At 45.6% G+C, this 25,102-nt stretch carries 31 protein-coding genes; 23 read left to right on the top strand and 8 right to left on the bottom strand.

All coding sequences use genetic code 11. The annotated features are described in order from the left end of the window. Nucleotides 1-264 precede the first annotated feature (264 nt). On the top strand, nt 265-834 hold the full coding sequence (locus KNQ18_RS16640) for a hypothetical protein (protein ID WP_215085655.1): 570 nt from the start codon (nt 265-267) through the stop codon (nt 832-834). Between the two features lie 263 nt (nt 835-1,097). Here the strand turns inward: KNQ18_RS16640 and KNQ18_RS16635 are convergent, their stop codons facing one another. Then, a complete protein-coding gene (locus KNQ18_RS16635) occupies nt 1,098-1,424 on the bottom strand; it encodes a type II toxin-antitoxin system HicB family antitoxin (protein WP_215085653.1) in 327 nt (108 codons plus the stop codon). Nucleotides 1,425-1,814: 390 nt separating this feature from the next. On the opposite strand from KNQ18_RS16635, the gene KNQ18_RS16630 reads away from it, so the two are divergent. The 14 genes from KNQ18_RS16630 to KNQ18_RS16565 all read left to right on the top strand — a co-directional run bounded on the left by KNQ18_RS16630 (nt 1,815) and on the right by KNQ18_RS16565 (nt 14,744). Then, nucleotides 1,815-2,303 carry a helix-turn-helix domain-containing protein gene (locus KNQ18_RS16630; RefSeq protein WP_215085651.1) on the top strand — a complete coding sequence of 163 codons (489 nt, stop codon included), beginning with the start codon at nt 1,815-1,817 and terminating at the stop codon, nt 2,301-2,303. Between the two features lie 351 nt (nt 2,304-2,654). Beyond that, nucleotides 2,655-2,843 carry a hypothetical protein gene (locus KNQ18_RS16625; RefSeq protein ID WP_215085649.1) on the top strand — a complete coding sequence of 63 codons (189 nt, stop codon included), beginning with the start codon at nt 2,655-2,657 and terminating at the stop codon, nt 2,841-2,843. Nucleotides 2,844-2,857: 14 nt separating this feature from the next. Next, the gene (locus KNQ18_RS16620) at nt 2,858-3,082 is read left to right on the top strand and encodes a hypothetical protein (protein ID WP_050678812.1); all 225 of its coding nucleotides are present in this window, start codon (nt 2,858-2,860) and stop codon (nt 3,080-3,082) included. A 92-nt stretch (nt 3,083-3,174) separates the two neighbouring features. After that, nucleotides 3,175-4,266 carry a hypothetical protein gene (locus KNQ18_RS16615; RefSeq protein WP_215085647.1) on the top strand — a complete coding sequence of 364 codons (1,092 nt, stop codon included), beginning with the start codon at nt 3,175-3,177 and terminating at the stop codon, nt 4,264-4,266. Between the two features lie 22 nt (nt 4,267-4,288). Continuing rightward, nucleotides 4,289-6,658 (top strand): VirD4-like conjugal transfer protein, CD1115 family, encoded by a 2,370-nt coding sequence (locus KNQ18_RS16610; protein WP_215085645.1) that lies wholly within the window; start codon nt 4,289-4,291, stop codon nt 6,656-6,658. Between the two features lie 12 nt (nt 6,659-6,670). Next, nucleotides 6,671-6,925: a hypothetical protein gene (locus tag KNQ18_RS16605; protein ID WP_133208770.1), complete on the top strand. Its 255-nt coding sequence runs from the start codon at nt 6,671-6,673 to the stop codon at nt 6,923-6,925. A gap of 16 nt (nt 6,926-6,941) precedes the next feature. Continuing rightward, nucleotides 6,942-7,370 (top strand): hypothetical protein, encoded by a 429-nt coding sequence (locus tag KNQ18_RS16600; protein WP_119924056.1) that lies wholly within the window; start codon nt 6,942-6,944, stop codon nt 7,368-7,370. A gap of 15 nt (nt 7,371-7,385) precedes the next feature. Beyond that, nucleotides 7,386-9,320 carry a pLS20_p028 family conjugation system transmembrane protein gene (locus tag KNQ18_RS16595; protein WP_119924057.1) on the top strand — a complete coding sequence of 645 codons (1,935 nt, stop codon included), beginning with the start codon at nt 7,386-7,388 and terminating at the stop codon, nt 9,318-9,320. A gap of 4 nt (nt 9,321-9,324) precedes the next feature. Beyond that, nucleotides 9,325-9,636, top strand: a complete 312-nt coding sequence (locus KNQ18_RS16590) for a DUF5592 family protein (protein ID WP_029343412.1) — start codon at nt 9,325-9,327, stop codon at nt 9,634-9,636. Between the two features lie 4 nt (nt 9,637-9,640). Further along, nucleotides 9,641-10,276, top strand: coding sequence for a hypothetical protein (locus KNQ18_RS16585; protein WP_215085643.1), 636 nt, complete (start codon nt 9,641-9,643; stop codon nt 10,274-10,276). Between the two features lie 7 nt (nt 10,277-10,283). Then, nucleotides 10,284-12,227: a VirB4 family type IV secretion system protein gene (locus KNQ18_RS16580; RefSeq protein WP_215085641.1), complete on the top strand. Its 1,944-nt coding sequence runs from the start codon at nt 10,284-10,286 to the stop codon at nt 12,225-12,227. Further along, nucleotides 12,227-13,333 (top strand): lysozyme family protein, encoded by a 1,107-nt coding sequence (locus KNQ18_RS16575; protein WP_051656372.1) that lies wholly within the window; start codon nt 12,227-12,229, stop codon nt 13,331-13,333. The genes KNQ18_RS16580 and KNQ18_RS16575 overlap by 1 nt, the downstream gene beginning before the upstream one ends. A gap of 13 nt (nt 13,334-13,346) precedes the next feature. Next, nucleotides 13,347-13,904, top strand: coding sequence for a hypothetical protein (locus tag KNQ18_RS16570; RefSeq protein ID WP_215085639.1), 558 nt, complete (start codon nt 13,347-13,349; stop codon nt 13,902-13,904). After that, on the top strand, nt 13,905-14,744 hold the full coding sequence (locus KNQ18_RS16565; RefSeq protein WP_215085637.1) for a hypothetical protein: 840 nt from the start codon (nt 13,905-13,907) through the stop codon (nt 14,742-14,744). It abuts the gene before it with no gap. A 422-nt stretch (nt 14,745-15,166) separates the two neighbouring features. Here the strand turns inward: KNQ18_RS16565 and KNQ18_RS16560 are convergent, their stop codons facing one another. Then, nucleotides 15,167-15,334: a hypothetical protein gene (locus KNQ18_RS16560; protein WP_215085635.1), complete on the bottom strand. Its 168-nt coding sequence runs from the start codon at nt 15,332-15,334 to the stop codon at nt 15,167-15,169. Nucleotides 15,335-15,471: 137 nt separating this feature from the next. On the opposite strand from KNQ18_RS16560, the gene KNQ18_RS16555 reads away from it, so the two are divergent. Genes KNQ18_RS16555 through KNQ18_RS16535 form a run of 5 tightly spaced genes read left to right on the top strand, consistent with a single transcriptional unit; the run spans nt 15,472 to nt 19,087 of the window. Next, a complete protein-coding gene (locus KNQ18_RS16555) occupies nt 15,472-15,723 on the top strand; it encodes a hypothetical protein (RefSeq protein WP_215085633.1) in 252 nt (83 codons plus the stop codon). Continuing rightward, nucleotides 15,716-16,876: a MobP2 family relaxase gene (gene mobP2 / locus KNQ18_RS16550; RefSeq protein ID WP_215085631.1), complete on the top strand. Its 1,161-nt coding sequence runs from the start codon at nt 15,716-15,718 to the stop codon at nt 16,874-16,876. Before KNQ18_RS16555 ends, mobP2 begins: the two co-directional genes overlap by 8 nt. An 11-nt stretch (nt 16,877-16,887) precedes the next feature. Then, entirely contained in the window at nt 16,888-17,343 is a 456-nt protein-coding gene (locus KNQ18_RS16545) for a hypothetical protein (protein ID WP_215085629.1), read from the top strand. Continuing rightward, the gene (locus KNQ18_RS16540) at nt 17,340-17,618 is read left to right on the top strand and encodes a hypothetical protein (protein WP_215085628.1); all 279 of its coding nucleotides are present in this window, start codon (nt 17,340-17,342) and stop codon (nt 17,616-17,618) included. Before KNQ18_RS16545 ends, KNQ18_RS16540 begins: the two co-directional genes overlap by 4 nt. Before the next feature lie 5 nt (nt 17,619-17,623). Continuing rightward, entirely contained in the window at nt 17,624-19,087 is a 1,464-nt protein-coding gene (locus KNQ18_RS16535) for an ArdC-like ssDNA-binding domain-containing protein (RefSeq protein ID WP_215085626.1), read from the top strand. A gap of 136 nt (nt 19,088-19,223) precedes the next feature. Here KNQ18_RS16535 and KNQ18_RS16530 read toward each other — a convergent pair whose 3' ends face one another. The 6 genes from KNQ18_RS16530 to KNQ18_RS16505 all read right to left on the bottom strand — a co-directional run bounded on the left by KNQ18_RS16530 (nt 19,224) and on the right by KNQ18_RS16505 (nt 22,848). Further along, nucleotides 19,224-20,033 (bottom strand): hypothetical protein, encoded by an 810-nt coding sequence (locus KNQ18_RS16530; RefSeq protein WP_215085624.1) that lies wholly within the window; start codon nt 20,031-20,033, stop codon nt 19,224-19,226. A gap of 27 nt (nt 20,034-20,060) precedes the next feature. After that, nucleotides 20,061-20,285: a DUF3006 domain-containing protein gene (locus KNQ18_RS16525; protein ID WP_215085622.1), complete on the bottom strand. Its 225-nt coding sequence runs from the start codon at nt 20,283-20,285 to the stop codon at nt 20,061-20,063. Next, the gene (locus KNQ18_RS16520) at nt 20,282-21,127 is read right to left on the bottom strand and encodes a ComEC/Rec2 family competence protein (RefSeq protein WP_215085620.1); all 846 of its coding nucleotides are present in this window, start codon (nt 21,125-21,127) and stop codon (nt 20,282-20,284) included. The genes KNQ18_RS16525 and KNQ18_RS16520 overlap by 4 nt, the downstream gene beginning before the upstream one ends. Before the next feature lie 137 nt (nt 21,128-21,264). Continuing rightward, the gene (locus tag KNQ18_RS16515) at nt 21,265-21,459 is read right to left on the bottom strand and encodes a hypothetical protein (protein ID WP_050678833.1); all 195 of its coding nucleotides are present in this window, start codon (nt 21,457-21,459) and stop codon (nt 21,265-21,267) included. Between the two features lie 211 nt (nt 21,460-21,670). Continuing rightward, nucleotides 21,671-21,874 (bottom strand): hypothetical protein, encoded by a 204-nt coding sequence (locus KNQ18_RS16510; protein ID WP_119924064.1) that lies wholly within the window; start codon nt 21,872-21,874, stop codon nt 21,671-21,673. Nucleotides 21,875-22,416: 542 nt separating this feature from the next. Further along, nucleotides 22,417-22,848, bottom strand: a complete 432-nt coding sequence (locus KNQ18_RS16505) for a hypothetical protein (protein WP_050678835.1) — start codon at nt 22,846-22,848, stop codon at nt 22,417-22,419. A gap of 105 nt (nt 22,849-22,953) precedes the next feature. On the opposite strand from KNQ18_RS16505, the gene KNQ18_RS16500 reads away from it, so the two are divergent. Genes KNQ18_RS16500 through KNQ18_RS16490 form a run of 3 tightly spaced genes read left to right on the top strand, consistent with a single transcriptional unit; the run spans nt 22,954 to nt 24,567 of the window. Beyond that, nucleotides 22,954-23,448 (top strand): zinc metalloprotease, encoded by a 495-nt coding sequence (locus tag KNQ18_RS16500; protein WP_050678836.1) that lies wholly within the window; start codon nt 22,954-22,956, stop codon nt 23,446-23,448. Between the two features lie 12 nt (nt 23,449-23,460). Beyond that, nucleotides 23,461-24,081 carry a hypothetical protein gene (locus tag KNQ18_RS16495; RefSeq protein ID WP_050678837.1) on the top strand — a complete coding sequence of 207 codons (621 nt, stop codon included), beginning with the start codon at nt 23,461-23,463 and terminating at the stop codon, nt 24,079-24,081. Between the two features lie 48 nt (nt 24,082-24,129). Continuing rightward, nucleotides 24,130-24,567, top strand: coding sequence for a hypothetical protein (locus KNQ18_RS16490; protein ID WP_050678838.1), 438 nt, complete (start codon nt 24,130-24,132; stop codon nt 24,565-24,567). Nucleotides 24,568-25,102: the final 535 nt, after the last annotated feature.

The following is a 25,102-nucleotide window of genomic DNA, read 5'->3' as shown; positions in this document are numbered from 1 at the left end:
TAATACTTAAAAGAATATCAATCTTTCCCACCTGCGTCTACATGTAGATTTAAAACAAAAATATTTTTTTGTGATGTTATGGTTATTAAAAACTTTAAAAAGAAATCGGTTACAAATAATCTGGTATTGACGAATATATTATTGTTAATGCTAGGTTTATATATTAAAATTAATAAAGTGAATATTATTTAAAAATTCAATCTTTTTATTGTATAAATTCATTACTTTTTGGTTATATAGCAAATTAAATCAGGAGGAATAAATATGGCTTTGCCAATAAAACCTATAGCAGATTTTGCAATTAAACATGGTCCAAAAGCATTGAAACACACGCGGACGGCTTATAACGTAGCAGTAGGTGCAAACAAATTAGTAAAAGATCATAAACAAAAGAATCTAGATGAAGGAAAGCTTCATTATAGAAAACAGCGCTATATTGAGTACAATCAAAAAATATTAAAGAACTTGGATAAATCTCAAAGGACTGAACTTGTTAAATACAAAATGGAAATCAATCAATTTATTCAGCAAATAGATGCAGAAGAAATTGACGAGCTAAGAACTAAAAAGCCTCTTCATAATAAAAGAAGAAAAAATTGGAAATCGTTACTTGTACAAATTGATGCGAAATTAAAAACAAAAGATTATCAAGAATATTTAAAAATTCATGGTAACAGTGAATATATAAGTACTTATTTTGAAGGTTTCGAAGTGAATGTTAATACATTTAAGAAGATTATTGAAAATAAAAATCCTGAAGAACTTACTACATTTTTGGTTAAACAAACTAATATGACTACTACAATAATAAATGAAGATTTTTTCATTAACTAAAATGTAAGAGTGTACATACCTTATAAACATTGAAATTTAAAAATTCAGTGTCTATAAGGTACTGTTTTTTGACGTTTTTGCTTTCGAAAATTTGTATTCTTAACCATAATAATTAGGCTACCTCAGATGAACGCAAACGATGCTGCAAATTTGGATTAGTCGTAAAACAAGGCACTAGTCTACCACTTTCCGTGAATGGAAATGGTAGACTAGTGCCTTATCAGATCTTATGAGATTTCAGGTGATTTAATGATTATAGTCTCTCATGCTTCATCTTCAGTATAAATTTCATCCACTAATTCTTTTCTAAAATCCCCTTTTGTCCCTTTCGGCGTGACACTAACCTCAACAGCAATAAGACTCTCGCCTTCCTTGATTGTGATCTCTGAAACAGGGCTAGGCGAGTTGAACTTGTCATTGTAGTCGATCATCACCTCCAACATGCACTCGAGTGCTTCTTCAGCATGTTTGACGGCTTCTAGTAGTGTCTCTCCGTCGGTATACACATTCTCTAAATCAGGAAATTGGACTAAATAGCCTCCATCCTCCAAGTCAGGAATGATGACCGCATAATATTTAAACTTTTGCATGGATGTTCCTCCTCGATGGATAAGTTTGGAGTGTCTGTCAGTCATGAAACACGCAAACAGACTTATGGCGAAAATTAATTATGTTAATATATAAAATGTAACATATGGATTTCGTGACATGCAAAAAATCAATTTTATGGCTCATCTTAAACCTAAATCCTTTCAAGACCTGCCGAATGAAATAGTTTACATTTTGAAGACACAATCCCTCTCCGTCGATATACTAAACGCACGAAGCTATTGCTATCACCTGTATCGTCAAAATTCGACACTCGTAACATGTTTGACACATCGAAATAGCGATTGAATTGACAGAATAATCTGCTATATTCTAACTATCACCAGGAAGACATTGTCATAATGAAGTTCTCGAAGGAAAGGAGCATGTATATGTACCGATTCGGAGAGTGGCTACGGCGCGAGCGTCTGGAACATGGTTGGAGTCAGGTAGAGTTGGCGGAGAGAACGTACGGCGAAATCTCACAGGCGACCATCAGCGCCTATGAAAGAAGTCGTTCTATCCCTTCGATTCTCGACGTCGAAATACTCGCGACAGCCTGTGAGCAGACGCTAGGATCTATCCCTTGGGATGAATTCGACTTAAGGACGGAGAAGAAACGGAATTGGTCTAACCTGAAGCAAGAACGCTTCGATTTGGCTGAACTTCCGCTTGCGGATTCCGTTCGCACGTTTGACGGTAAGATCTATCAACTACATGGACGTATTGCCATCGAACAAGAGAGTAAGGAGACACAAGAAATATCGCAGATCTATTACCGTATTCGGACAGTCGTCGGAGAGAATCAAGTCATCGCAAAACGGAAGCATCCAGATGACGAATTAATCCATGTTTCACGCCGTAAACTCGTTCATCAGTAAACCATCTATGATTACGTATTTACTTATGAAATAACATGAAGAAATGATAAGAAGAATTAATGAGCGTAGCAGCATATCGCTAAGGACAGTCCTTCCAAGCATATATTGGCGTGTCCCTCACGAGTGACCGGCTGAGCGGGATATACGCAGAAATGGTTCGGCGAGAGTCGCCTAAAACTCGCCCACAGGTCACGTATCCGTTGAGGGTCAGCGAAAAACCCTAGACAAATGTCCGGTACCGGACATTAGAGTTCGTGGGGGGAACGTGCTCTAAACCCACCGTCTTGCTCGACTCCGACTGTCCTTAAGGATGTGCTGCTGCGCATCGAGCTCAAGGAAGGAGTGTATGTTATGCCGACACGTGAACAAAAGCAGAATAAGACCTTTGCCGAGAAGTTGCTCCGGATCCAAGGAAAAGACTATGAGGATTGGCTCGACGCCCAACATCAGCTCGTCATCCAGGAGAACCAGGAACTGATCTTGGAAGCACTCGATTCAAAACTGAACTTCACATCGCCTGCATCCGTGTCACGGGATTGAGAGGAGGAAAACAGATGGGATTGAATGAGACAGGACTCAGCTTACTCCAGTTCTTTCAAGGACTCGCTGTCATCGCGGCAGCTATCGCCTTCGCAGTTGGTGGCTTCTACTTCATTTTCGGGGGAGATCGTGGACGCTCGAAAGCGGTCGGTTGGCTCGTCGGGGGTGCCGTCGGTCTGATCATCGTCATGGGTGCCTTTACGCTGGCTGAGATGGTCAACGACAATATCAAATTCTAATTGAACAAGTGATTGAACAGACCGTCATTCCAAATTGGATGGCTTTTTTTATTGCCTTCGTTACGATGTCTTGCTTCAAAGGAGGAGAATATATGCTCTTTGTCCGTTTCACGGATATACCGAAAGAAGCCTTTCCGAACTATGAGCGTCTCCCTTATGAGGAGGCGCTTTTATTATCGACGCAAGTTCATCAAGAAGCCCAACAAGCGAACGAACGGTTTGCGAGCGAGTTCCGGATTTTTGATGATGCTGACCGACTCGTCTACAAAGGGACGTTCCAGTTCGGTGACCCGACCTATCCGAATCTTTATTTGCAGCTGAAAGACCGGATCCCACGCATTCGAATCCGAAAGGAGGATGCGACGAAAAAGATTCTGTTGCTCGAGAACTTGGAACGTTTGACGCCGGAATCCTACAAGACGATGATGACGTCAGCGATTCAGCAACAGCCGGATGCGACACACGTCTCCCGCTTACGTCGCGGGCAACGTCGTCTCGTCTATGGCGTCAGTGGTGTGAGTCTCTTACTCCTCGGTGCGTTGTCCGTTGTCCAACTCGTGCAGCCGGCTCCACCGAGCGGCGTCCAAGCGGAAACGTCAGATTGGCAACCGTTGTATGAAGCAGCGTTGACGGGAGAGACGGGTCCACTCGTCGAACGACTCGAAAAACGAAAGTCGTTGAACGATGAACAACAGCAATTCCTGATTACGCAGTATGTCGAAGAACAGGACTACGACCAAGCGGTCTCCGTGACGAAGGATCCAATCGATGTCGAGACGATCATCATGCAGTCGAAACAATTTGCGACGAAGCGTCAGGAGACGTTACAAGCCTTCCAAGCCGTTTATCCGACGGACGAAGGAACATTCGATCTTGCTATCTTGCAGAAAGACTATAAACGCGCCGTCTCGCTTCCGGGCGTCGAGATGACGACAGCTCGTCAGGAAGCCAAAACACGCGCTTACATCGCATTAAAAGATGTGACGAAAGCACAAGAGAGCGTCAAGGCGGTCCACAACGAAGAATTGAAACAGCAAGTAGCAACACTCATCCAACTGGACGAAGAGATTCAAGCACTCGAGGATCAAAAGCGCCAGTTATCAGAGAAGAAAGATAAGAAAGAACTCGAAAAACTGAACGAGTCGCTCGAAGCGAAGCAACGACAAGCGTCTTCACTTCTTTAGTGAAAGTGTGGTGACTGAAATAATGATGAATTTCTCACTTCGTTCTCTCGTTACATCCGCTTGGCTATGGCGATGTCTTGCCTTTTTGATCGCTTTACCCATCGTATTGTTCTTAGTACTCAATGTGGCGTTTCAGTTCCTGCAGCAGACAGTCCAAAATCTCTTTCAGGATGGGAAGTTGACGACCGGATCCCCGCTACAATACGATCCGAATTGGTGGACGACGCTTGCCTGGTCGACCTCCTTCGCTTTCGCTTTGTTCGGTGTCTGCTTCCTCTTAGGAGGATTTCTCTTATTGAAGTATTGGCTCAATTTCCGCGATCTCAAAGCAGCACAAAAAGGAAGTGCCCGCTTCACGACGTTCCAAGAGCTGAAACAGCAGTATCGCGATGTTCCGGACCGTAAAGAGACCTATAGCGGATCTGGTGGTGTCCCGATCGGTCGTTATCGTGATCGTCTCTACATTGATGACAGTGCTGTCAACAATCTCGTCATCGGGACGACCCGATCCGGGAAGGGTGAGACGTTCGTCTTCTCGACGATCGATCTCTACAGTCGTGCCGAACGCCAAGCGAGCCTGATCATCAATGATCCGAAGGGTGAACTATTCGCCGCCTCCAAAGAGACACTCGAAGCACGCGGCTATCAGGTCGAGGTCCTGAACCTGATGAACCCGTCGCAATCGATGTCCTATAACCTGTTGCAGCTGACGATCGACGCGTATTTGGACGAGAACTACTCCCTTGCCCAACAGTATGCCCGTTCGGTCGCCTACATGCTTTACCATGACCCGAAGGCAAAGGATCCGTTCTGGAGCAACTCCTCGACGGACCTCTGTACCGCCCTGATTCTCGGATTATGCGAACAAGCAAAACATGAACCGAAAAAGATCACGATGTATAATGTCGCTTTGATGTTATCCGATCTCGGTTCACGCACAGTCATCGATGGAATGGGACAGGAACAATCGGCACTCGACGCCTTCTTCGCATCGTTTCCGGAGAATCATCCGGCACGTATGCAGTACGCGACACTTCATTTCTCCGGCGGGCAGACGCGCGCGAGCATCCTCGCTAATACTAACGCCAAGCTCGGGATCTTTACACTTGATGCGACGGCACGTTTAACGGCACAGAACTCACTGGATATGAAACTGATTGGTTTCAATCGTTGGATTCGTGGACGTGCCCTTCCCTTGTCGCGGTTGACGTTCCACTTTCCAAGCGGGAAACAACTCGCCTTGACGACGGACGACGACGGGAGTTTTGTACTCCATCACGAAGAAAACCTCGAAGTGGATACTGATATCACCGTAGAAAGTGAAGGACGGCAGTACACCGTGTCACTCTCAGGTTGGAGAGACGAGGCGGACGGTGTCTTCGACTGGACAACGAATGCACCAATCGACATCCGGGAGATTCGTCAGCATCCGCGCCCCGTCGCCGTGTTCCTGATCGTTCCGGACTATGATCCAACACTAAATGTCATCGCCTCACTGTACGTCAAACAAGTCTATACCTCCCTCGCTCGCGTCGCCTCGCAAGCGATGAGCGGACGGTGTGAACGCCAGGTTATCTTCCTGCTCGACGAATTTGGGAACATGCCAGCGATTGAAGGGATGGCGAACATCATCACCGTCTGTCTCGGCCGGAACATTCGCTTCAACCTCGTCATCCAGTCCTACGCACAACTCGAGAACCTCTACGGGGAGGATTGGAAGACGATCGACGGGAACTGTGGAAACACGCACTACCTACTGACAGCAGATGAGTCGACGGCAGAATTGATTTCGAAGAAGCTCGGGGAGCAGACGATCGTCACGAAGTCGCGTTCCGGACAGACGTTCTCTCTCTCGAAGTCGAAGACAGAGAATGTCGATGGTCGGCGCTTGCTGACGGCAACCGAAGTGATGGGACTGAAAGAAGGCGAGATGTTGATTATCCGCGTCATTAAGCGGCAAGACAAACAACAGAATCGGATCCAGTCTTATCCCCTGTTCCTGACCGGACGGACGGCGATGAAATACCGCTATGAATACTTGGCGGATGACTTCAACACGGACCGTTCCATCAACGACCTCGTCATTCCCTGTGCACATGCGCATCTCGACCTGAATACGCTTCGTGTCTCCTTTCATCTCGGTGCCTCAGTTGCCTCCAAGATTAATGAGACAGATGAGGAGAGAACAAATGAAACAGAATGGCGCGTTTGCGATGTCCTGCAGCCGAAAATCCTGCGCTCGATCTTCGAGACGACAGAATACGATACGTTACCGATTGATCTGTTCGAACAAGGCATCCTAGATAAGACAATTCCTGTGACCGACAACCAGCGCCATTTCTTGAAGACGATCATCAGCAAACGACTCGAGAAACTTCGTCATGGCGTCTAAGGAGGGCATCAAATGACAGAACTGACACGCACGGAACGCGTCCAGCGTGAACTTCGCGTCATCGCAACCATCATCAAGGAGAATAAAAAGCGTCTCCGCCGCGGTGAAGTCTTGAATATCCAGACCCGGGACGGATTCCTCGTCGTATTTGAGGAAGAAGACCCAGACTCAGGCGACCGAAAAACTGTTACGCTTATAGACACATTCGATTTCCGGGTTCACGTCAGTAATGGTGATTTAACGGATCCGGAACAGGTGTCATCATAGGAAAAGGGGTGGAGGCATGCAAGCGAAACGAGTACTCTCCGGACTATTGATTTCCTCTGCGTTACTTTTGGTCGGTTGTAGTGAAGAAACGTCGAAGAATACATTAACTCAGATAAAAGATTCTGAAGTTGATAAGATGATGAATGGTAAAAAAGACGGTATTTTATTAGTCGTAAAAGAAACTGATGGAGAATTCGAGAGTTACGTCAATAAGATTAAAAATATCTCTGAAGAAAAGAACACATCAGTAAAGATGTACAATACATTCCAACCTGATGGAAAAGAATTAGTTAATAGAGATACTTTCGAATACACATCCGAATTAAAAGGAGAGCGTCTGTACTTCATTAAGGATGGTAAAGTACAAGACGAATTAAATATTAATGTTCTTACTGGAACTCAACTGAACGATGAAGTCGAAAAATTTATTGATCAGAACAGTTAATAAGGAGTGAATCTTATGACAGATTCCGAGCTAATTTCAAAGTTCAAAGACCTTGAGGATGTTTTTAATCTCAGTAATCTTGTAAATGATGCGCTAAGGACTGTTGGATGGATATTAGTTCGGGGACTTGCTGTCATAATTGATGGATTGGAAGAAGTAACGAACACTATCCTGTTAACAAAGACATTCTTTAATAATCCAGAAGTGGTTGAATTCGTTCAGACGATTCAACCTTTTTTGTACGTTCTTTTAGCTGGTAGCTTTTTATTTACAGGCTATCTGATCATTTTCCAAAAGAAATTTGACCGTGAAGGATTCTTGATCAATTTATTTATCACACTATTAATTCTTGGGTTACTTTCCCCGACCATGATAAAAGTGAATGATTTTTCTGATGAAGCGATTGCTCAAACTAAGTCCAGCGATCTGTATAGCGAAAATGACTCTACGATTTCAAATAAAATTTTGCTTCAGAACATTCATGACTTAGTACTCTACGACAAAAAAGAATTCAAAGTAGCTGATCAGAAAGAAAAAATGAACAACATTCCTGAATCGTTAGTAAAAAACCTGAGAGTCAATGAGGTATTTAATCAAAATGATTTTTCACTATCTGACACAGGAGTTAAACTTTCTGAGAGTTTTGTAATATGGGATGGACAAAAGGCTGTGTTAGGCGAACTTGATCAAAGCGGTGTTGAATGGAACAACCAGTACTACTATCGCTATCATCCGAACTGGCTGACGATCCTTGTCACGCTTGGCGTGATGGGCTTCACTCTTTTCTCGATTGCCTACAAGCTGGCTCGACTTTCGTTCGAGTTGGCTTTTAATTATGTTTTAGCGATTTTAGTCGCCCCTGCTGACTTACACAGCGGACAAAAGACGAAGAAGGTCATTCAAAGCATCCTGAATACATTCCTCGTCATTATCTTGATTTTCGTCTCGATCAAGCTCTACACGATTGGGACGGCTTATCTTGCTGATACACTCGATGGTCTTGCCTATTTGATCGCATTGATTGCTTTCTCTGCTGCCTTGATTGATGGACCGAACATGGTCGAACGCCTCTTCGGGATCGATGCGGGTCTGAAACGCGGGTGGGGTGTCGCACTTGGTGCGTATGCTGTTGGGAAAGGTACGGCAAAAGTCGGAGCTCGTGTCGCTGGACAGACGATAAAGAGGACATCACGCCCTACTCCATCCGCCTCAGAAGCTGCTAGCACAAAGTTACCACCGAATCCTCCATCAGGTGGTGGCACACCGACGGGGCGTCCGGATCGTTCGTCCGATAGTGTGCCAATACGTTCGCAAGCACCAGAGCGCACTTCACAATTAACCGGACAAGAGAACCAACGCATTGAATCAATTGATTTATCGACGCACGACACGAGTTCGGAGAGTCCGACTGCAACAACATCAAAAGAGTCCATGCCACGTCGTTTGGACGATGTCTCACCACAATCACTTGCGACTACTCCGCCATCATCGCAAACACCTGTTGCACAATCGAAGGTGCCCGATGGATCGATGAAGGAACAACCAGCTACATCACCTAATGCGTTCACTATCTCTGAAACAACTGTCGCATCACAGCCTACTTCATCGTCGAAACAACCCATTGGATCTCGTGCACCTAGTCCGACTTCTGTTCACTCAGGATCAACATCTGACATGAAACCTAATGTACTTGCACATTCTTCTAACACACCTGAAGACGAAACACCTACTATCTCCTCTTCAGGAGCGAGCAATTCTTCACCTTCTATCAATGAGTCGCAAGAGACATCATCCGGAACACAGCGGCAACGAAAGTCAATCTATCAGACACTCGAGACCACGACACAAAAAGAACTCAAGCATGTCGAACAAACACAGACACGCGTGACGTCAGAATCTTCCCGTATGTACTCGACCGATGTCCCGCGTCTAGACCCGAAAAAGGAGTGAGACCATGCAACAGCGCCAGTACCGGATTCCGAACGAAGTCACGACCGAGCTGAAGATCAATAAGATGCTCTATCTCTATGATTTACTGTTTCTCGTCGCTTTGATCATCGTCCGGTTGATTGCCCTGCCGTTCATCCCGGACGCCTTACATCTTCCATTCACATTCTTCCTGGTCGCGTTCGGACTCTTCCTCGTCATCCGCCCAACGACGAATCCAGAGAAACGGATGATTCACGTGCTCTATTACGCGCTGATGAAGAAGAAAGACACGTATATCGCATTGACAGACGGTAAGGACGGATCGAAAGGAGCGTGATGGCATGAGTTTATCGGAAGAGAAACGATCTAAAACAATTCCGACGACAGACATTACTTGGCTCGATGAGATGCAATTGACGACACCTCCAACACGGAAGGAAAAACGCATCCGGATCCCGCCTTCTGTCGCCTCTCTGCTACCAATCATTGATGCCACGGCGCTCGATGGGTTCGAGATGCAGGACGGGACATTCTGCGACATCATTCAGCTGACTTCAAAGGATATCTACGGGTTGTCCGAGACGGAGAAGGACCATGATATCTTCTCCCTCGCCTATCTGTTGCAGGCATATATTCATCCGTTGAAGGTGATTCCGCTCAATACACCGCTTAATTTGGAGAAACAGAAACAGCGCATCGAACGACAGCTTCGGCAAAATCAAAACGCCGCCTATCATCCGTTTTTGCAAAAGAAGAAGCAAGAATTGATCTACCTCGAGGAGCATCGCACCAATCGCGATTATCTCCTCTTTTTTTATGCCCCGGATGAGGCAATGTTGCGGGAACGGAAGTATCAATTGACGAAACTGCTTCGACGCAGCAACCCGATGGTCGAACTGACGCTCGAGCAGAAAATCAATGTGTTGTTCCAGCTACACAACCCGAATACAAAACCGACCCAGGACGGAAAGGAGTGATGGTGTCATGTGGCGTACACGTTTTTTACGAAAGCAAGACCCGGAAACAATCAAACAACAAGACGGCTACAATCCGACATTCGTCCAAGCGATTCAACCGCAAGGCGGACTCCGCTTCGAGCCGAACTATGTACGGACCGGCGACGGTTATCTTGCCTGCCTCCATGTCTATAAGTATCAATCGACCGTCTACGATTTCTGGCTCGAACCGATCCTCAACCTCCCCGGCGTCCTGACGACGCTCGACATCGGGACGGCGGACAAACGGGAGATGATCCGGACCATCAACAAATCGATGGCCGAGCAGAATACGCGCTTCGAAAATGCGAAAGATAATGTCGACCGGATTGATGCGCGCGAGACGTATAAGGAATTGAACGAACTCTACGAACAGATCACGCAAGGTGAGACGATGAAGTATCTGCATCTCCGTCTCTACGTTAAAGCGAAGACAGTCGACACACTCGAACGCCAAGTCCAGGACGTGATGGAGGAACTGGAGGCACGGAACTTCCGCGCAACTGTCTTCCTGAACGAACAGGAATGGGAATGGCAGAGCCTGTTCCTCAGCTACGAGCAACAGCAAAAACTACCGAATCGTCGTCGCGGCAAAGAGATTCCGTCGCTCTCGATCGCGGGCGGCTATCCATTCCACTTCACGGCGCTACAGGATCCGACTGGGACCTACTACGGGACGACGGATACGAACGGGAGTGTCATCTTCGACTTGTTCCATAAGGACAAACAACGGAAGTTCTACAACGCCTTGATGATCGGCAAGATGGGCTCCGGGAAGTCAACGTTGCTCAAGAAGACGGTCCTCGATCAAGCGATCAAAGGGAATCACGTCCGCATCTTGGACGTGACAGGTGAGTTCTCTGACCTCGTCCGACAACTGGGCGGAAAGGAAATCGCGCTCGACGGTTCCGCGGGACGGATCAATCCGCTCCATGTCTATAAGACAGTGACGCACGCCGACGGTTCGGCGGATGAGGCGCTCTCGTTCATGCAACATTTATCGAAGATTGCGGTCTTCTATCACTACATCAATCCAGCAGCGACGCAAGAAGAAGCGAACGAGTTCGAGATCCTGCTCCGACAGCTCTATCTTGAGAAGGGACTGTGGAACGAGGACGGTGACGCGCCGATCACGACGCACCCAGCAAACACCTATCCGGTCTTCTCTGACTTCTTAGCGCTCGTCCGCTCTGAATTGTATGCGGACGATTCGCGGACGACGATCCGCGAGACGATCAGTACGAACCGTGTCCGCCGTCTTGAGAACATCGAGCTCGCGATTACGAACCTCGTTCACAACTACGGCAACATCTTCGACGGACATTCCTCGATCGAGCGATTTGACGAGGAAGCGATTGTCTCATTCCCGCTACGCAACCTGACCAATCTGAAAGACGAAATCTTTCAGGCACAGGTCTTCAACCTGATGAACATGCTGTGGGACGGGATGATCCTCAACGGTGCCGGACAACTCCGTAGCTACAACCAGGGTGAGCTATTGATTGAGGATGCTTTCAAATATCTGATTGTCATCGATGAGGCACATCACCTAATCAATACGCGTGACATCGCCCAACCGGCGATCCTTTATCTACAACAGTTCATGCGGGAAGCACGGAAATACTTCGGTGGCATCTTCTTCGCCTCCCACTTGATCACGGACTTCGTCCCGACCGGTTCGAAGTCGGAGAACGCAGAGAACGTCAAGACGTTGTTCCAGCTGACGCAGTATAAGTTCATCGGCGAGCAGGATGCCGAGAGCATCCCGACGATCCAGACCGTCTTCGACGGACAGTTGACGGAGAGTGAGACGCGGTTGATCCCGTCGCTCGAGACGGGACGGATCGTCCTCAGTATCTCCGGTGTGAAGACGCTGATCTTCGATGTCGATGTCTCACCTGAGGAGCTGACCTTGTTCGGAGGTGGTGCCTGATGTGGAGTACGGTCCGGCAGTCGGCACGCGTCGCCGTCCGGATGAAATGGCGGCTCCTGACCTTAAAGTATCGTCTGATCGCTCTCGGAATCGCGCTTCTTATTCTCCTACTGATCATCATCGTCGCAGGGATTCTCGATACGTTGACCGGGATCGAGAACGAACAAGCAACGGAGACACCGATCGCTTACTCGGACGCAAGCCTACAAGTCAGTGATGATGTTCTACAATACCGGGAAGCGATTTCGCGTGAATTGAAGAAGGAGCAACTCGAGGGACAGACGAACGTCGTCCTTGCGTTGATGATGCAAGAAAGCGGTGGACGCGGGAACGATCCAATGCAAGCGAGTGAATCGAAGTGCGGACGGATTGGTTGCATCACCTCTCCTGACGAGAGCATTCGTTACGGCGTGAAGCACTTCGCATCTGTCTTCCGGCAAGCGAACAAGGACGTCAAGCTGACGCTCCAGAGTTACAACTTCGGGGGTGGCTTCATCGATTACGTCAAAGAAAATGGAGGACGCTATACGAAACAACTTGCGATTTCTTTTTCACAGATGATGTACCAACGCGTCAAGAAGAGCGGCATCTATCAGTGTCATCGTCCGAGCGCGATCGAGCATCAAGCCTGCTACGGTGACATCGAATATGTCGATGCTGTCCTCCGTTATCTGACACCGACCGTACTAGCGGAAGGCAAGACAGGACCGATTAAAGGGAAACTTCATGCTCCGCTCGACATCCCACTGCAGATGACATCGGGTTTCGGGTCACGGATCGTTTTCGGAAAGACGGATATCCATACGGGCATCGATTTCAGTTGCCACGATACGGATACCGTCCACGCCGTTCGCTCCGGTACCGTCACCTATAGCGGTTTACGCGGACCGTATGGGCAACTGATTCAGATCAAACAAGGCGACTGGATCACCGCTTACGCCCACCTTTCTGCACGCCAGGTTAAGACGGGGCAAAAGATCGAAGCTGGACAAGCGATCGGGATGTGTGGGTCGACCGGACGTTCGACCGGGAATCATCTGCACATCGAATTTAAGACGAGTGATTGGTCCGGTCACATTGATCCGGCACCACTGTTTTCGCTATAGGGAGGGATGAACTATGGCATTGACGAGTCGTCATCTCCTATGGCTCGTGTTGTTCTGTATGTTGCTGTCGATCAGTGCCAATGTCTATCAATATCGTTCGATGGCAGCAGATGAATCGCATCGAATCGTCGAGAAAGACGAGAAAAGTGTGTTACCAAAAACGACGGTGTCAGATCCGTCCATCTCAACTAATGAACAAGAGCAAGAACAAAATTCAATCATTTCGAAGAGCGCGGAACGCTTTATCACGTTCGCCTTCACATGGGAGGATGGGACCTATCCAACACGCAAACGACAAGCCGATCAGTATATGTCGGAGTCCATTAAACGGACGCTGTTTGCGAGTAGCAGAAGCGATAACAAGTTCACCGCCTCCGTCTCGGACATCGAAGTCTTTCCAAATCGGGACGATCCGGAGCATTGTCTCGTCCGCTTCCAACGGACGTTGACGATCGATGCCAATGGTTATGAAGAGACGTCTGAAGAATTAGTTGAACTGACCTTTACGCATCAAAATAAACGGTACGTCGTCGATCAGATGAAGAGCCTTCAAACGTCAGGAGGTGTCTAAATGCATCCAGGAAAACGAAAGACGCTGACCCGTGACTGGTCACGACTGTACCTCGGAACAGGTCTGTTCTTCTTGATTGGTTTTCTGTTTTTCGGTTTCTCTTCCCTCTTCTTTGCTGAGGAACAACCGATCAATGCGACACCCATCGGCGAAGAACAACGGTTGGCAAATGGACAGACCGTCACGCTTCTCGATTGGTCCCATGATGTGCAGCGGAAACAAATGCGCGTCCGTCTCCAGTTCGATCAACCTCATGATTACGCGTCAAAGCTTGTGGCAAGAATCGCCTATAAGGAACGCCCGACGGATGAGCAACGCGTTCGTGTCGTCTATCAGCAGGACGAGCACTACGTCTTCGAAATCGAAGATGTACCGCGTGACTTTGACCAACTAGCACTACGCTTGTATGTCATGAAGCCTGAACAGTCACTCGATAAGTTGCGTGCTACGAAGCGAGAAGATTCTCTCGTCGAATCACTCTATATGGATCAGCGACGCGTCCTAAAGATGTCACTTTCTATTCAACAAGCAGATGACTATGCACAACTTTTTCTCGCTGACGAGCACCTGCAAAGTCAAAAACGGATCAAGAGAATGAAGCGCGAACAGGCGGAACAAGCTTCTCTCATCCAACAGATTGAACAGGATATCGAGACGAAACAAGCCACCTTACCCGACCTGACACTCGATGAACAAGTCGAACGTGAGGATGAAATCTTCAATCTGAAGCGGGACAAAGAAGACGCACTGTTACGACAAACGGAATTGAAAAAACAACTCACGCAAGAAGAAAAAAGACAGAATCAGCTACTTGTTAAAGCACGTGAACTGAAATGGTAAGGTGGCAAACACCGTGCCAAAATGTCGTTTTTAGTGGCACGCGGTGTGACCTTTTGGCGATTTTGATGATATCAGGGAAACACTAGGCTCCGCCTAGGCTAGCACGCTCCGTGATAGCAGTTTCCCCTTATGCTCTTTTTCACGATTTTAGATTTATTTTGCTTTTTACTGCTTCTGATTTTTGGCTGGAGAACTTGATCGTTCTTCTATCGAGTCCAATAAAAAAACGAGCATCTCGGCTCGTTGAATGTGTTCTAGGATTATCTTTTTAACGACTCAAATACTTTCAACATGACATAAAACGAACCAAAACTAAAAGCTAATCCGAACAACGCGAGCACCCAAACCGACATCTTCCATCCCCTCCTCTCATCCTTATACAGCATTCGGAAGCGTGCGGTTTCAACAAATGGAAAAATTTATTAATTCATACCGATTGATTCTTTCTTTGCACTAGAAGCGTCACTCATATCAACTGAGACAGATTCACGTGTGCGTGTCTTCGCATACAGGACTTTTAAAAGTTCCACGATCAAGGAGACGCTCACGGCTTCTCCAAGTGCGTAACTCTGTTCGATGATGAATTGCATATGTTTCCTCCGTTCTTTGTCTAAGTAATATCATCTTTCTCATTTCTAATGACAGGAGGAACGAAGCAATTGTTCGGAAAACTTTATATTTTTTTAGACCATTGAGACTCACTTTCGTAATGGAAGGAGGAAGACGAATGGATCTCTTGATTCGTGATATCGATCCTGTCCTCGCTAAACAACTCGACGAACAAGCGGAGAAACAGTCATGTTCCCGACAAGAATTATTGAAAGGGTTACTGACCACCTGGTGCGCGGACGGCGTCCAGTCGACACAGGTCGCACGCCTCGAACGACAGCTCGAAGCGAACACTTTGCATCTGAAGCGGAGCGCAACCGAACTCGAACGATTGACTACACTCTTCCGTGAGTTGATGCAGGATGAGTAACATTCCTGGTGTCATCATCAAGTCGAAGTTCAAGTTACCTCAAACAACTCGACGTGCACGTCGTTATACGACGTACCTCAGTTACATCGATCGACCAGAGACGAAAGCACGGTCGCACCAATTCGAGAACTATCACGACTATATGGAAGATGAACTGAAATCAAGTGGTCTCTTTACAGCGACGCAAGACCGATTGAATGCGACTGAACGCGAGCAGTTACGCGATATCTTCCGACGGGCACAAGAGAACGGCAGCATCCTCTGGCAGGATGTCATCTCGTTCGATGAAGCGTGGTTACAGGAAGTCGGTGTCAAAGAAAATCGTTACATCGATGAACAACGGTTGATGCAGGCAACACGGAACGCGACCGCGCTGATGATTGAAAAAGAACAGATGCTACATGCGACATGGACTGCTGCGATCCATTACAACACGGACAACATCCACGTCCATGTCGCGACCGTTGAGACGATGCATCCCCGCGAACGCGGCAAACGTAAACCGAAAACGATCGAGAAAATGAAGGCACAAGTCGTTCGTACGCTTGCCGACCGGACACGGGAGCAAGAGAAATTGAATACCTTCATCCGTGATGAAGTCCTCGCGCACAAACGAAATCATGCAACACTATCCGTTTCAAATCGCGTGCTATATCCGGAACTCGTACGCCAGTATAAAGCGATTCAGAAACGACTACCGGACGATAAACGGCAGTGGTATTACAACATGAACGGCATGCAAAATCTGCGTCCTTCGCTTAATCAATTCACTGACACATACCTTGCGACACACTTCGAGAAAGAACACACCACGTTCAAGCAACGACTTGATACGGAGGTCGCATTCTACGAACGAAGTTACGGATCGGCATCTCAAGCATCGACTTATCGGAAGACGAAAGAACAGGACCTCTATACACGAATGGGAAACGCTATCCTGTCCGAGATGCGTGAATCAGATAAGTCGTCCCCGAAGCTTACGAAGGGAGATACATCCTCACCGAAACAAAAAATCCGATCAGCGTTTCAACGTGAACGGATCATGCAAGAGACACTCTATCGGATCGGACGACACATGAATGATGAATGGGACCATATCAAGAACCAACGTGCGTTTGAACAACTCGAACAGGAAGTCCAACACGAAAGGTAAGGTGACGGGCAGTGGAGGAAACAAAACAAGTCCGGATCAAGATGAGTGCTGTGACCGCTGAATTTTTAGAGGAATACCGGGAGAGAGAACGGTTGTCCGGGATTGGTCCGGCAATCGATCACATCATCCGCGACTATCAGGAGATGATCAAAAAACAATGGGACTTGAACTATGTCAGCCGTTCCGTCTCGAAACAGATCGAGCAAGAGTTGACGACGTTCTGGGAAGAACAGATTTCAAAAAGTCTCTCTCCGTTACGAAAGAGCGTCCAACAAACAGACCTTCAAACACAGGTATTGATCGAATTGCTACAAGCCCTGATGCAGACGGAGAGCATCGAGGACATCATCCCGACGACCGAATACCGTCCCGCGTTTCTTGAGACGGCAGAGACGGCTGTCAAACAGCGAATCGACCAGCGCAAGCAACATAAACATTCGGATGAAGAAAGGATGATTCACAAATGAGACGACTCGAAGCCTTCACACTCGCAACACTCCTCGAATTGCATCCGACCCACGTCACCGTCATGATTCATCAAACGCGCTATGACATTCCCCTTTCACAGGAGGAACACGCGCTACTGCAACTCTTGCAGGAAGAACCCTTGGTATTACTCCCGGTATCACGTGATCGCCGTCAGTTACTACTCAATCGACTGGCTACCGACCCGATGGTATCAGAAGAGTTGAACGATTTTGAAGGTGCTGCTGATTCGTCCGTTTCGTCGGAAGGAGCGTGAGTGGTATGGCATACAAGAAGAAAACACGGGAGGATTACCAGAAGGAAGTCCAAGCGTTGACCGATAAGATGGAGACGCAACTCGCCTCCCACTTCGTCAGTCAGGAGAGCATCAAGGAACACCTCGACTTCATGAGCCGGTTCCATCGTTACTCGACGCGAAATATGTTACTCATCGAGGAGCAGTTCCAAGGCGCCCGTGCGGTCGGTTCCTATGCCTACTGGGAGAAGCAAGGTGTCCAGGTCCAAAAGGGTGAGAAAGGGATTAAGATCTTCGTTCCCTCCCCCGTTACGTTCATCAAACGAGAGACGGAGTGGGTGGCGTGGAAAGACGCCACGAAGACGGAGCAAAAACGCGCCAAGGAAGGTTCTCTTCCGACACGGAAAGCGATGTATTATAAAATCGGTCACGTCTTCGAGTACACGCAGACCGATGCCCGAGAGAAAGGACTCGAAGTCTCTGAGCTGTTTGCTTCCTATCATCGAAACGGATCAATCCGTGAAGCAGAATCGTTTCGCCGCGCGTTGAACGGGATTGCCGAGACACAAGACGTAAAAATACTCGACCAGCCGTTAAGCGAGCTTGGTACGGCGAAAGGATGCTTCTATCCGGAACTGAACGCGATCGCCCTCAATCCGCGGAACTCGGATATTGAGAACGTGACCATCCTGATTCATGAACTCGCGCATGCCAATCTGCACAACATGGAACGGAATGAAGAACGCGGAATCGAGTTAAAACCACATGAGAAGGAATTCCAAGCGGAGATGGTCGCTTACACGGTCGCGGCACACTTTGGTTTTCCGACGGACGAGTTTTCATTGTCGTATCTCGCCAACTGGACGCAAGGGAGAGACTTGCGCGAGAAAGAAGACCTGTTGCACGAAGTCCATCAGACATCCGGTCATTTCATCCGTGAGATCCATACTGCGCTCGAGCAGGAGCAAATCTTGGAACGCGAAGCATCACCGATTAAAATGATTGAGTACATCGAACAGAAAGCACAGATCACCGAGCACGGATTACCGTTAACCGAACGATTGGAGCAAATCATGCAACATTCATCGGAGGACGTCGGTGCTTACCTGACGAACATCGCTAAGCAGGACACGCAGCAAGATCTATCGTCTTTTGACGAACCGATGATGCTGGTTCATGGAGCGACAGATTTTTTCGAGCCGTTCGCAAAAGCCAACGATCGGGACTTCGACGAACATGAGACCGTCGCCTATACACTCGTCATCCCGGGCGAAGAACCGATCAGCCAACACTTCCGCGTCCTCGATGATGCGATGGGACCGTACCATCACATCCTGAACACAGAAGTAGTCAGTAAGGAGACTGAACAAGTCCTCGAAAAGGCATGGTACGACGAGATGATTTCGACAGAAGATCGTGATCTAGAAAAGGTCCGGCAAATCGTGACGCGTCACTTCAATGTACCGGAACAAGATTTGCGTAGTCGTTAGAACTCAACTTTTAATATTTAAATTAAGTTTTTAATAAAGGATAGATAACTTACCCAAACATAAGTTTATCTATCCTTCTCTAAAAAATGATTTTATTTTCATTAAACTTTCTTAATCGGTAATCAATTATATTTACTCAACTCACAAACAATGAAATGACACTTCTTAAAAACTCAGGATCACTAATTTGATTTGTAAAAATCCCCAACCCTACTTGACCACTAATATCTTTTATACGCTTAGTAAGTTTTAGCTTTTCTTCTTGATTTACATCTTTTTGTTCGTTAAGTTGGCTAAGCTGTTCAGCGATGTCCTTAAGTTCGTTTTTTATGACTTCAGTTAATCTTTGTTCATTATCAATATTAGACTTTATCTCTTGTATAGTTTTCACATCGTAATAATTAATAATTTGAGTAATATCTCCACCAATCGATATCGCAGTTCCAGGATTGGCGTGAATTTCAGTATATATGAGTGCAATTTGTTCTTGACTCACTTCTTCTCTGTCATCAAGATCTTCTATAATATCTCCTAATGAATTAATTATATCGTTCAATGACGATACAGCTAAGGTGGTCATAAAATAAGAAATCAATCGATTAATATTCGTTTCTCGTGTTCCAAAATACATTGCAGTTGATTCGATGCTCCTTTGCTTATTTTTTACTTTTTCTAAAACTTGAATAAAATAAGCATTGCGATAAATTTTTTCATTGGGAATCTGAATCAGTCTTGGATGACTCTCTTCTATTTCATGCCAGTTTAAGTCTGCTTTTAATAGAGGGCTAACCAAATCAAAAATTACAGAATTACTTTCAATTAAGCTAAAAAAACTATGAATATTGGATTGTACATTAGCGGAATTTGAATTAATCAACCTTTTTGATACTTCAGTTAAATCGCGATATGCTCGTTTTAATTCCTTTATTGAATATTCTTTTGGCATAAAAATCTCCCGTTCTATTGATATTATTTAATCTTCCCATAGATCTTCCATCAACTCATCGATTTCATCTGACAGTCGCTGTCGTTCTTGGTTATCCTTCTCGATATGACCGTATTCATCCATCCAAATAACATCGCCTGACTCGACGGTCATCGGGAAACGAGAAATCAAGATGTCACGCATCCCGTCAACGAACTCGACAACGACCCATTTCTCCTCAATCCGATCAATGATTCCCTTTCGCTTCGTCATTTCGACTTCTTGATCGTGTAGGACGACCCGTTCCCTTCGAAGACAATCGTGCCACTCTTATCGGTCCGCAGCATCGTCGCCTTCACACGCTTCAGGTTTGTCACGACTTCCTTCGTCGGATGTCCATAGGCATTCTTCCCAACACTGATAACAGCGTATTTCGGTTTGACGTACTTGAGGAACGTCGCGCTTGTTGATGTCTTCGCCCCATGATGCCCGACCTTGAGGACGTCCGCACGCAGCGTCTTCTTCTTCGCGATCATGTCTTGCTCCGACTTCAATTCCGCGTCTCCCGTGAACAGAAACGTGTTCTTCTTGTAGGCGACGTGTAAGACCGCGCTCCAGTTGTTCAGATCACTCTTCGCATAGTCTTTGACCGGTCCGACGAACTGCGCCTTCACCCCTTTGACCGGAAGCGAGACGCCAGCCTTTGCCGTCTTGATCGTCAGCTTCTCGCGCTTAACCGCCAACAAGAAATCCTTGTAGGCTTGCGTCGTGTGCTTGACCTTCGGTGCATAGACGCTCTTGACCTTAAATGAGTCGAGGACTTCATCAAGCCCCCCGATATGATCGGCATCCGGATGCGTCGAGATCAACATTTCGATGTCACCGACCTTCTGCTTCTTCAGATAGGCAACGAGTTCATCGCCCTTCCCCTTGTTGCCGCCATCGATGACGATGTCCTCACCACTCGGCATCTTGATGTAGATCGCATCGCCCTGACCAACATCGATATAGTGAACCTTGATTTTTGATGTCGCTGCCTCTGCACCTTGCAGTGGTCCGACGAGTAATCCAATACTTGCGAGCGCTAAGCTGGCACCCATCCATTTTCGTTTCATCTTTCATCGCTCCATTCCTGATTTGTAAGTTATCTTCAGTATACAGTGAATACCAGGAGAAAGTTGGTTATATTTCCCACCCACCTATTTTTATTGATAGGTTAGTTTATATGTAAGTCCATACAAAAAAACAGACCTTAACGGGTCTGCTTGTTAAAGTGTGTCTGCATGAAGTCTGTCAATCGATCGACATCGATGAACCATGTCACATGCTCAATCGATCCTTCTACTTCTCGCACGAATCGAAGCTGGGCATCGATCAATGTTACCTTATCTGGTATCTGTTTCCCCTTCGCTTGCTCCATGACCTCAAACATCTCTACTATATTCATGTACTCCACCCCTAACCGATTTGTTAAGCACAGCATAGAATGATTTAAGCGTCTGTACGAACTACCTTAGATAAGATAAGCGAAGTGATATGTAAGATAACTGAGTCGTTACGAAACAATGCACGATTGATTTTTCACGCATAAAAAAAGAAACGACCTTTTTAAAATCGTTTCTGTCATAAAAATGATCATTCCTATTACGCATATCGAATCAATAGAGATAAATAAGTACACCTACGATCAGAATGAACGGAACCAAAATCATTTTACCTGTTCGGCTCAAAAAGCTCTTCTTTTCTTTTGTAAACAAGAAATCGATCAATAAGAAAAGTCCGAATGCAATCGGTACAAGGTAGAGTAGAGGGACATTTGTAAGTGCTGCACCTAATACATTGGTCAATCCATCATAGTTCATATGTAATTTCTCCTTTTTTAGACATCCTCGCATGAGATACTTCATTTACTATCGAAGCGCTAATGACGATCTAACACGTGGATAAGAATCTTTCCTTTAGTATGCCATTCCTTCCACTAAATCCTAACCCTTCATTTTTGTTTTTAAAATTCTATAGAACGGTCTGTGCCTTTAGTCACGAAGAACAGGAACATAGAGGTGCCTCTCACAAGCGAGGCGCAACTCTCGTTATCGGTTCCAGTGGTGCGATGAAGCCGAATGTTCTTTAATCATCTGCGTTACTATAAAACGAGATTATTTCATAATCAATCGACCTAGATCAATCCTCTACCCATAGAACTCCATCTATTTAATCACTTCTTCATTCATCCATACATTGCGAAAGAAACTCTCTCTAGAAGAGACGATATAAATACTCTTTTCCGCAATGAATCCGACTACTTCAGGTTTCTAACTGCTATTGAATTTGAGACAAATCCATTTTTTAAATAAAAAAACGTCCTTTTGAGGGGACGTTTTACTTTAGCTTAGCGATATTCGGTTCAATCATAAAAAGTGAAATAACCACTTTGTTCGACTTTCGCATATCCGATATGCGCAAAGATTTCTGCTTTTTTATTTGTTCCATCAACAAAATTAGATACATCCCAAGTCAATGGATCATTTCCATAGCCATATTTTTTACCAATCAACTGCTTATTGATCTTATCGCCATCCAATTCGTAAAGCCATACAACATAAGTGTTAGTACCACTAATTCCAGAAGGTCTAATTTGAACGTTACCACCACCTGAAGAAATCGTCTGTGTACTTTCAATTTGCTGATTGTGCAAATAAATCGATTCAGTATAGCCAACTTTATCCCACGACCCCGCTGCATATGTAACTACAGTTTTAGCTGATGCTGATGGCGCACTGACTAAAGAAACAGCTGGGATCATACAAGCTAATAACGCAAACTTCTTCAAACCCATTAAAAATTCCCCCTTTTTCCAAATTACAACTATAAATAATTGTAATTTACATAAATATACTATATCATAAAAAGGTAATAAAATGAAATTAAAGGAGAAAATATCATGCATAAAAAAATCACTACATTGCTTTTAGCTAGTGCTTTCATTACTTTAGGGTCTTCAATTCCTGTTAGTGCAGGTACACACTGGACAGGTGATGGTGCAGTGGACGGGAAAGAAATTCGCTGGGGTACTGCTCGCGGAAAAACTGCCTACACTACAGCAAGAAACCATTCCATTACAGTTTGGGACAACATGGGTTCAATCAATATCGCCGGTGACAATGCAGACGTAGTAGAAGATTTATCGTTCAGAGATATTTATGTAGCTACCTCATTATTAGGTCGATATACGCCAATGTCAGGTGCTGACGTTATTGAATACAATACGTATAACTTCACTGATATGACATCAGGGGAACAGAAAAAAACTGCCTTACATGAAATGGGACATGCCTTAGGCTTTAACCACCACGATTCAGGAATTATGAAACAAGGGCTATTTAGTATGACAACTTTAGATTCGCACATTAAAAGTGACTACTACAGTCATTACTGAGGAGGAAAAAAAATGAAAGCAAAGAAAATTACCGCTGTCGTTGGTTTAGCTGGAATTCTAGGATTAGGAACATTTTACCTCGTTGATCAAAACGAAAGTGTTTCAGGAAAACAAGTCTCTTCTATTCAAAAAGCAGATTTAAAGAAAGTTACTATGACAGGTGACTTTGCTATGGACGTTACAAAAACTACTTCTGTCGTCGGAAATTCTGAGAACGTTTTCATTGCTAAAGTAGAGAAGGAAATTAGTCATGATGAAACATTACCAAGCACACAGTTTCAAGTAAAAATAGTCAAAAATGTTAAAGGTGAATTAAGCGAAGATCAGGTCGTAAATCAAAATGCAGGAATTTTTGATGATAATGGCGAAAAAGTATTATTAACGTACGAAGATCAAGAAATGCTCGTACCTGGCAAAACATATTTATTTGCAACAATCCATGATGAGAAAACGGACTGGCACAACCCAGTTCCTGCTTATGGAGAAGTTCTTATTGAAGATGGCGCGGATATTCAAACAGTAGCTGATACGTATGAAACTGCATTTGAGAATCAAACGATCTCACCTATCATGGAGAGACACGATGAACTCGAATTAGAAGAAGGATTTGTTGAGGAAGAAGCCGCTCAATAAGAACACTTAAACTTTATTTAAATTATCCTTATCAAGGGAGGGTGCTTTATGGGTAAATTTAAATGGATTGGTGTTTTAGTAGTATTGGTTGTTCTATTTTTTGTGTTTGATCCTTTTCGCGGGGAACCACCAAACCCCAAAGTAGAAGCACAAGGAAAAGATATTCCAACGGTCCAAGGATCATTTTGTTGGGATGGTCTATTGCGCAACCAATGTGTTGATAAAAAGTATGTCGACGGACTCGATATGACGAAAAAAAGCAAACCAACTGTAGTATCCTCAAATAAAAAAATCGATATTTCTTTTAAAGACGAACCAGAATCTATGGAGATCGTTCGTTGGAAAGATAAGCAAGATTCTGAAAAAGTTACTTTAACTGGCGATGCCGTTACTGCCCCGAAAGAAAAAGGAACGTATGCCTATGAAATCAAAGCAAAGTGGTCCAACGGTGACGGACAATTCGCTTTTTTGGTTAAAGTAGACTAACCCCCTCCCTTTCCCCATACTTCCTCTTCTACCAACAGTCATTTGACTGTTGGTTTTTTTATTAATAACCAAGTATTTGTGATAAGATCTATAGTTGTTTAAATTAATTATTTTTATTCTTTGAACGCTCCGTGCCTTCCGTCGCAAGGAACAGGAACGTAGAGATGCCTCGCGCAGGCGAGTCGCAGCTCTCGTTATCGGTCCGGCAGGAGGGCAGCGGTGCGATGAGGATGTTGCTGCGTGCAGCCTACAGCCTCACGCATGAGCCCGAAAATTCTTCTTGTGTTGTACATCCAGTAGAAAGAGCATCACTACCTATATACAGGAGGAACGATTCACTTCAATCAGCTATCTCTCCTCGAACCTTCATGCACTCCACTACTGTCTCACTACTGCATCCTCCATAACACCCTTCTACATAGAACAGACCAGATGTACGTTCTCACCCGCAGTGGATCATCCGTCCACTGCGGGTCTCTCATTGCCCTTGGATTCGGGACGAATCCATTCCTTACTCGCTTGCGCTCTCTCAAAA

This window comes from Exiguobacterium sp. s78, assembly GCF_018618985.1.
Lineage (GTDB): Bacteria > Bacillota > Bacilli > Exiguobacteriales > Exiguobacteriaceae > Exiguobacterium_A > Exiguobacterium_A abrahamii.
Note: the sequence above shows the minus strand (reverse complement) of the source record. Positions and strands in the feature narration are given on the sequence as shown.

What these genes read in the sequence shown, in the direction of transcription:
- KNQ18_RS16640 (WP_215085655.1), top strand. Translation starts at nt 265, where the DNA reads ATGGCTTTGCCAATAAAACCTATAGCAGATTTTGCAATTAAACATGGT.
- KNQ18_RS16635 (WP_215085653.1), bottom strand. Translation starts at nt 1,424, where the DNA reads ATGCAAAAGTTTAAATATTATGCGGTCATCATTCCTGACTTGGAGGAT.
- KNQ18_RS16630 (WP_215085651.1), top strand. Translation starts at nt 1,815, where the DNA reads ATGTACCGATTCGGAGAGTGGCTACGGCGCGAGCGTCTGGAACATGGT.
- KNQ18_RS16625 (WP_215085649.1), top strand. Translation starts at nt 2,655, where the DNA reads ATGCCGACACGTGAACAAAAGCAGAATAAGACCTTTGCCGAGAAGTTG.
- KNQ18_RS16620 (WP_050678812.1), top strand. Translation starts at nt 2,858, where the DNA reads ATGGGATTGAATGAGACAGGACTCAGCTTACTCCAGTTCTTTCAAGGA.
- KNQ18_RS16615 (WP_215085647.1), top strand. Translation starts at nt 3,175, where the DNA reads ATGCTCTTTGTCCGTTTCACGGATATACCGAAAGAAGCCTTTCCGAAC.
- KNQ18_RS16610 (WP_215085645.1), top strand. Translation starts at nt 4,289, where the DNA reads ATGATGAATTTCTCACTTCGTTCTCTCGTTACATCCGCTTGGCTATGG.
- KNQ18_RS16605 (WP_133208770.1), top strand. Translation starts at nt 6,671, where the DNA reads ATGACAGAACTGACACGCACGGAACGCGTCCAGCGTGAACTTCGCGTC.
- KNQ18_RS16600 (WP_119924056.1), top strand. Translation starts at nt 6,942, where the DNA reads ATGCAAGCGAAACGAGTACTCTCCGGACTATTGATTTCCTCTGCGTTA.
- KNQ18_RS16595 (WP_119924057.1), top strand. Translation starts at nt 7,386, where the DNA reads ATGACAGATTCCGAGCTAATTTCAAAGTTCAAAGACCTTGAGGATGTT.
- KNQ18_RS16590 (WP_029343412.1), top strand. Translation starts at nt 9,325, where the DNA reads ATGCAACAGCGCCAGTACCGGATTCCGAACGAAGTCACGACCGAGCTG.
- KNQ18_RS16585 (WP_215085643.1), top strand. Translation starts at nt 9,641, where the DNA reads ATGAGTTTATCGGAAGAGAAACGATCTAAAACAATTCCGACGACAGAC.
- KNQ18_RS16580 (WP_215085641.1), top strand. Translation starts at nt 10,284, where the DNA reads ATGTGGCGTACACGTTTTTTACGAAAGCAAGACCCGGAAACAATCAAA.
- KNQ18_RS16575 (WP_051656372.1), top strand. Translation starts at nt 12,227, where the DNA reads ATGTGGAGTACGGTCCGGCAGTCGGCACGCGTCGCCGTCCGGATGAAA.
- KNQ18_RS16570 (WP_215085639.1), top strand. Translation starts at nt 13,347, where the DNA reads ATGGCATTGACGAGTCGTCATCTCCTATGGCTCGTGTTGTTCTGTATG.
- KNQ18_RS16565 (WP_215085637.1), top strand. Translation starts at nt 13,905, where the DNA reads ATGCATCCAGGAAAACGAAAGACGCTGACCCGTGACTGGTCACGACTG.
- KNQ18_RS16560 (WP_215085635.1), bottom strand. Translation starts at nt 15,334, where the DNA reads ATGCAATTCATCATCGAACAGAGTTACGCACTTGGAGAAGCCGTGAGC.
- KNQ18_RS16555 (WP_215085633.1), top strand. Translation starts at nt 15,472, where the DNA reads ATGGATCTCTTGATTCGTGATATCGATCCTGTCCTCGCTAAACAACTC.
- mobP2 (WP_215085631.1), top strand. Translation starts at nt 15,716, where the DNA reads ATGAGTAACATTCCTGGTGTCATCATCAAGTCGAAGTTCAAGTTACCT.
- KNQ18_RS16540 (WP_215085628.1), top strand. Translation starts at nt 17,340, where the DNA reads ATGAGACGACTCGAAGCCTTCACACTCGCAACACTCCTCGAATTGCAT.
- KNQ18_RS16535 (WP_215085626.1), top strand. Translation starts at nt 17,624, where the DNA reads ATGGCATACAAGAAGAAAACACGGGAGGATTACCAGAAGGAAGTCCAA.
- KNQ18_RS16530 (WP_215085624.1), bottom strand. Translation starts at nt 20,033, where the DNA reads ATGCCAAAAGAATATTCAATAAAGGAATTAAAACGAGCATATCGCGAT.
- KNQ18_RS16525 (WP_215085622.1), bottom strand. Translation starts at nt 20,285, where the DNA reads ATGACGAAGCGAAAGGGAATCATTGATCGGATTGAGGAGAAATGGGTC.
- KNQ18_RS16520 (WP_215085620.1), bottom strand. Translation starts at nt 21,127, where the DNA reads ATGAAACGAAAATGGATGGGTGCCAGCTTAGCGCTCGCAAGTATTGGA.
- KNQ18_RS16515 (WP_050678833.1), bottom strand. Translation starts at nt 21,459, where the DNA reads ATGAATATAGTAGAGATGTTTGAGGTCATGGAGCAAGCGAAGGGGAAA.
- KNQ18_RS16510 (WP_119924064.1), bottom strand. Translation starts at nt 21,874, where the DNA reads ATGAACTATGATGGATTGACCAATGTATTAGGTGCAGCACTTACAAAT.
- KNQ18_RS16505 (WP_050678835.1), bottom strand. Translation starts at nt 22,848, where the DNA reads ATGGGTTTGAAGAAGTTTGCGTTATTAGCTTGTATGATCCCAGCTGTT.
- KNQ18_RS16500 (WP_050678836.1), top strand. Translation starts at nt 22,954, where the DNA reads ATGCATAAAAAAATCACTACATTGCTTTTAGCTAGTGCTTTCATTACT.
- KNQ18_RS16495 (WP_050678837.1), top strand. Translation starts at nt 23,461, where the DNA reads ATGAAAGCAAAGAAAATTACCGCTGTCGTTGGTTTAGCTGGAATTCTA.
- KNQ18_RS16490 (WP_050678838.1), top strand. Translation starts at nt 24,130, where the DNA reads ATGGGTAAATTTAAATGGATTGGTGTTTTAGTAGTATTGGTTGTTCTA.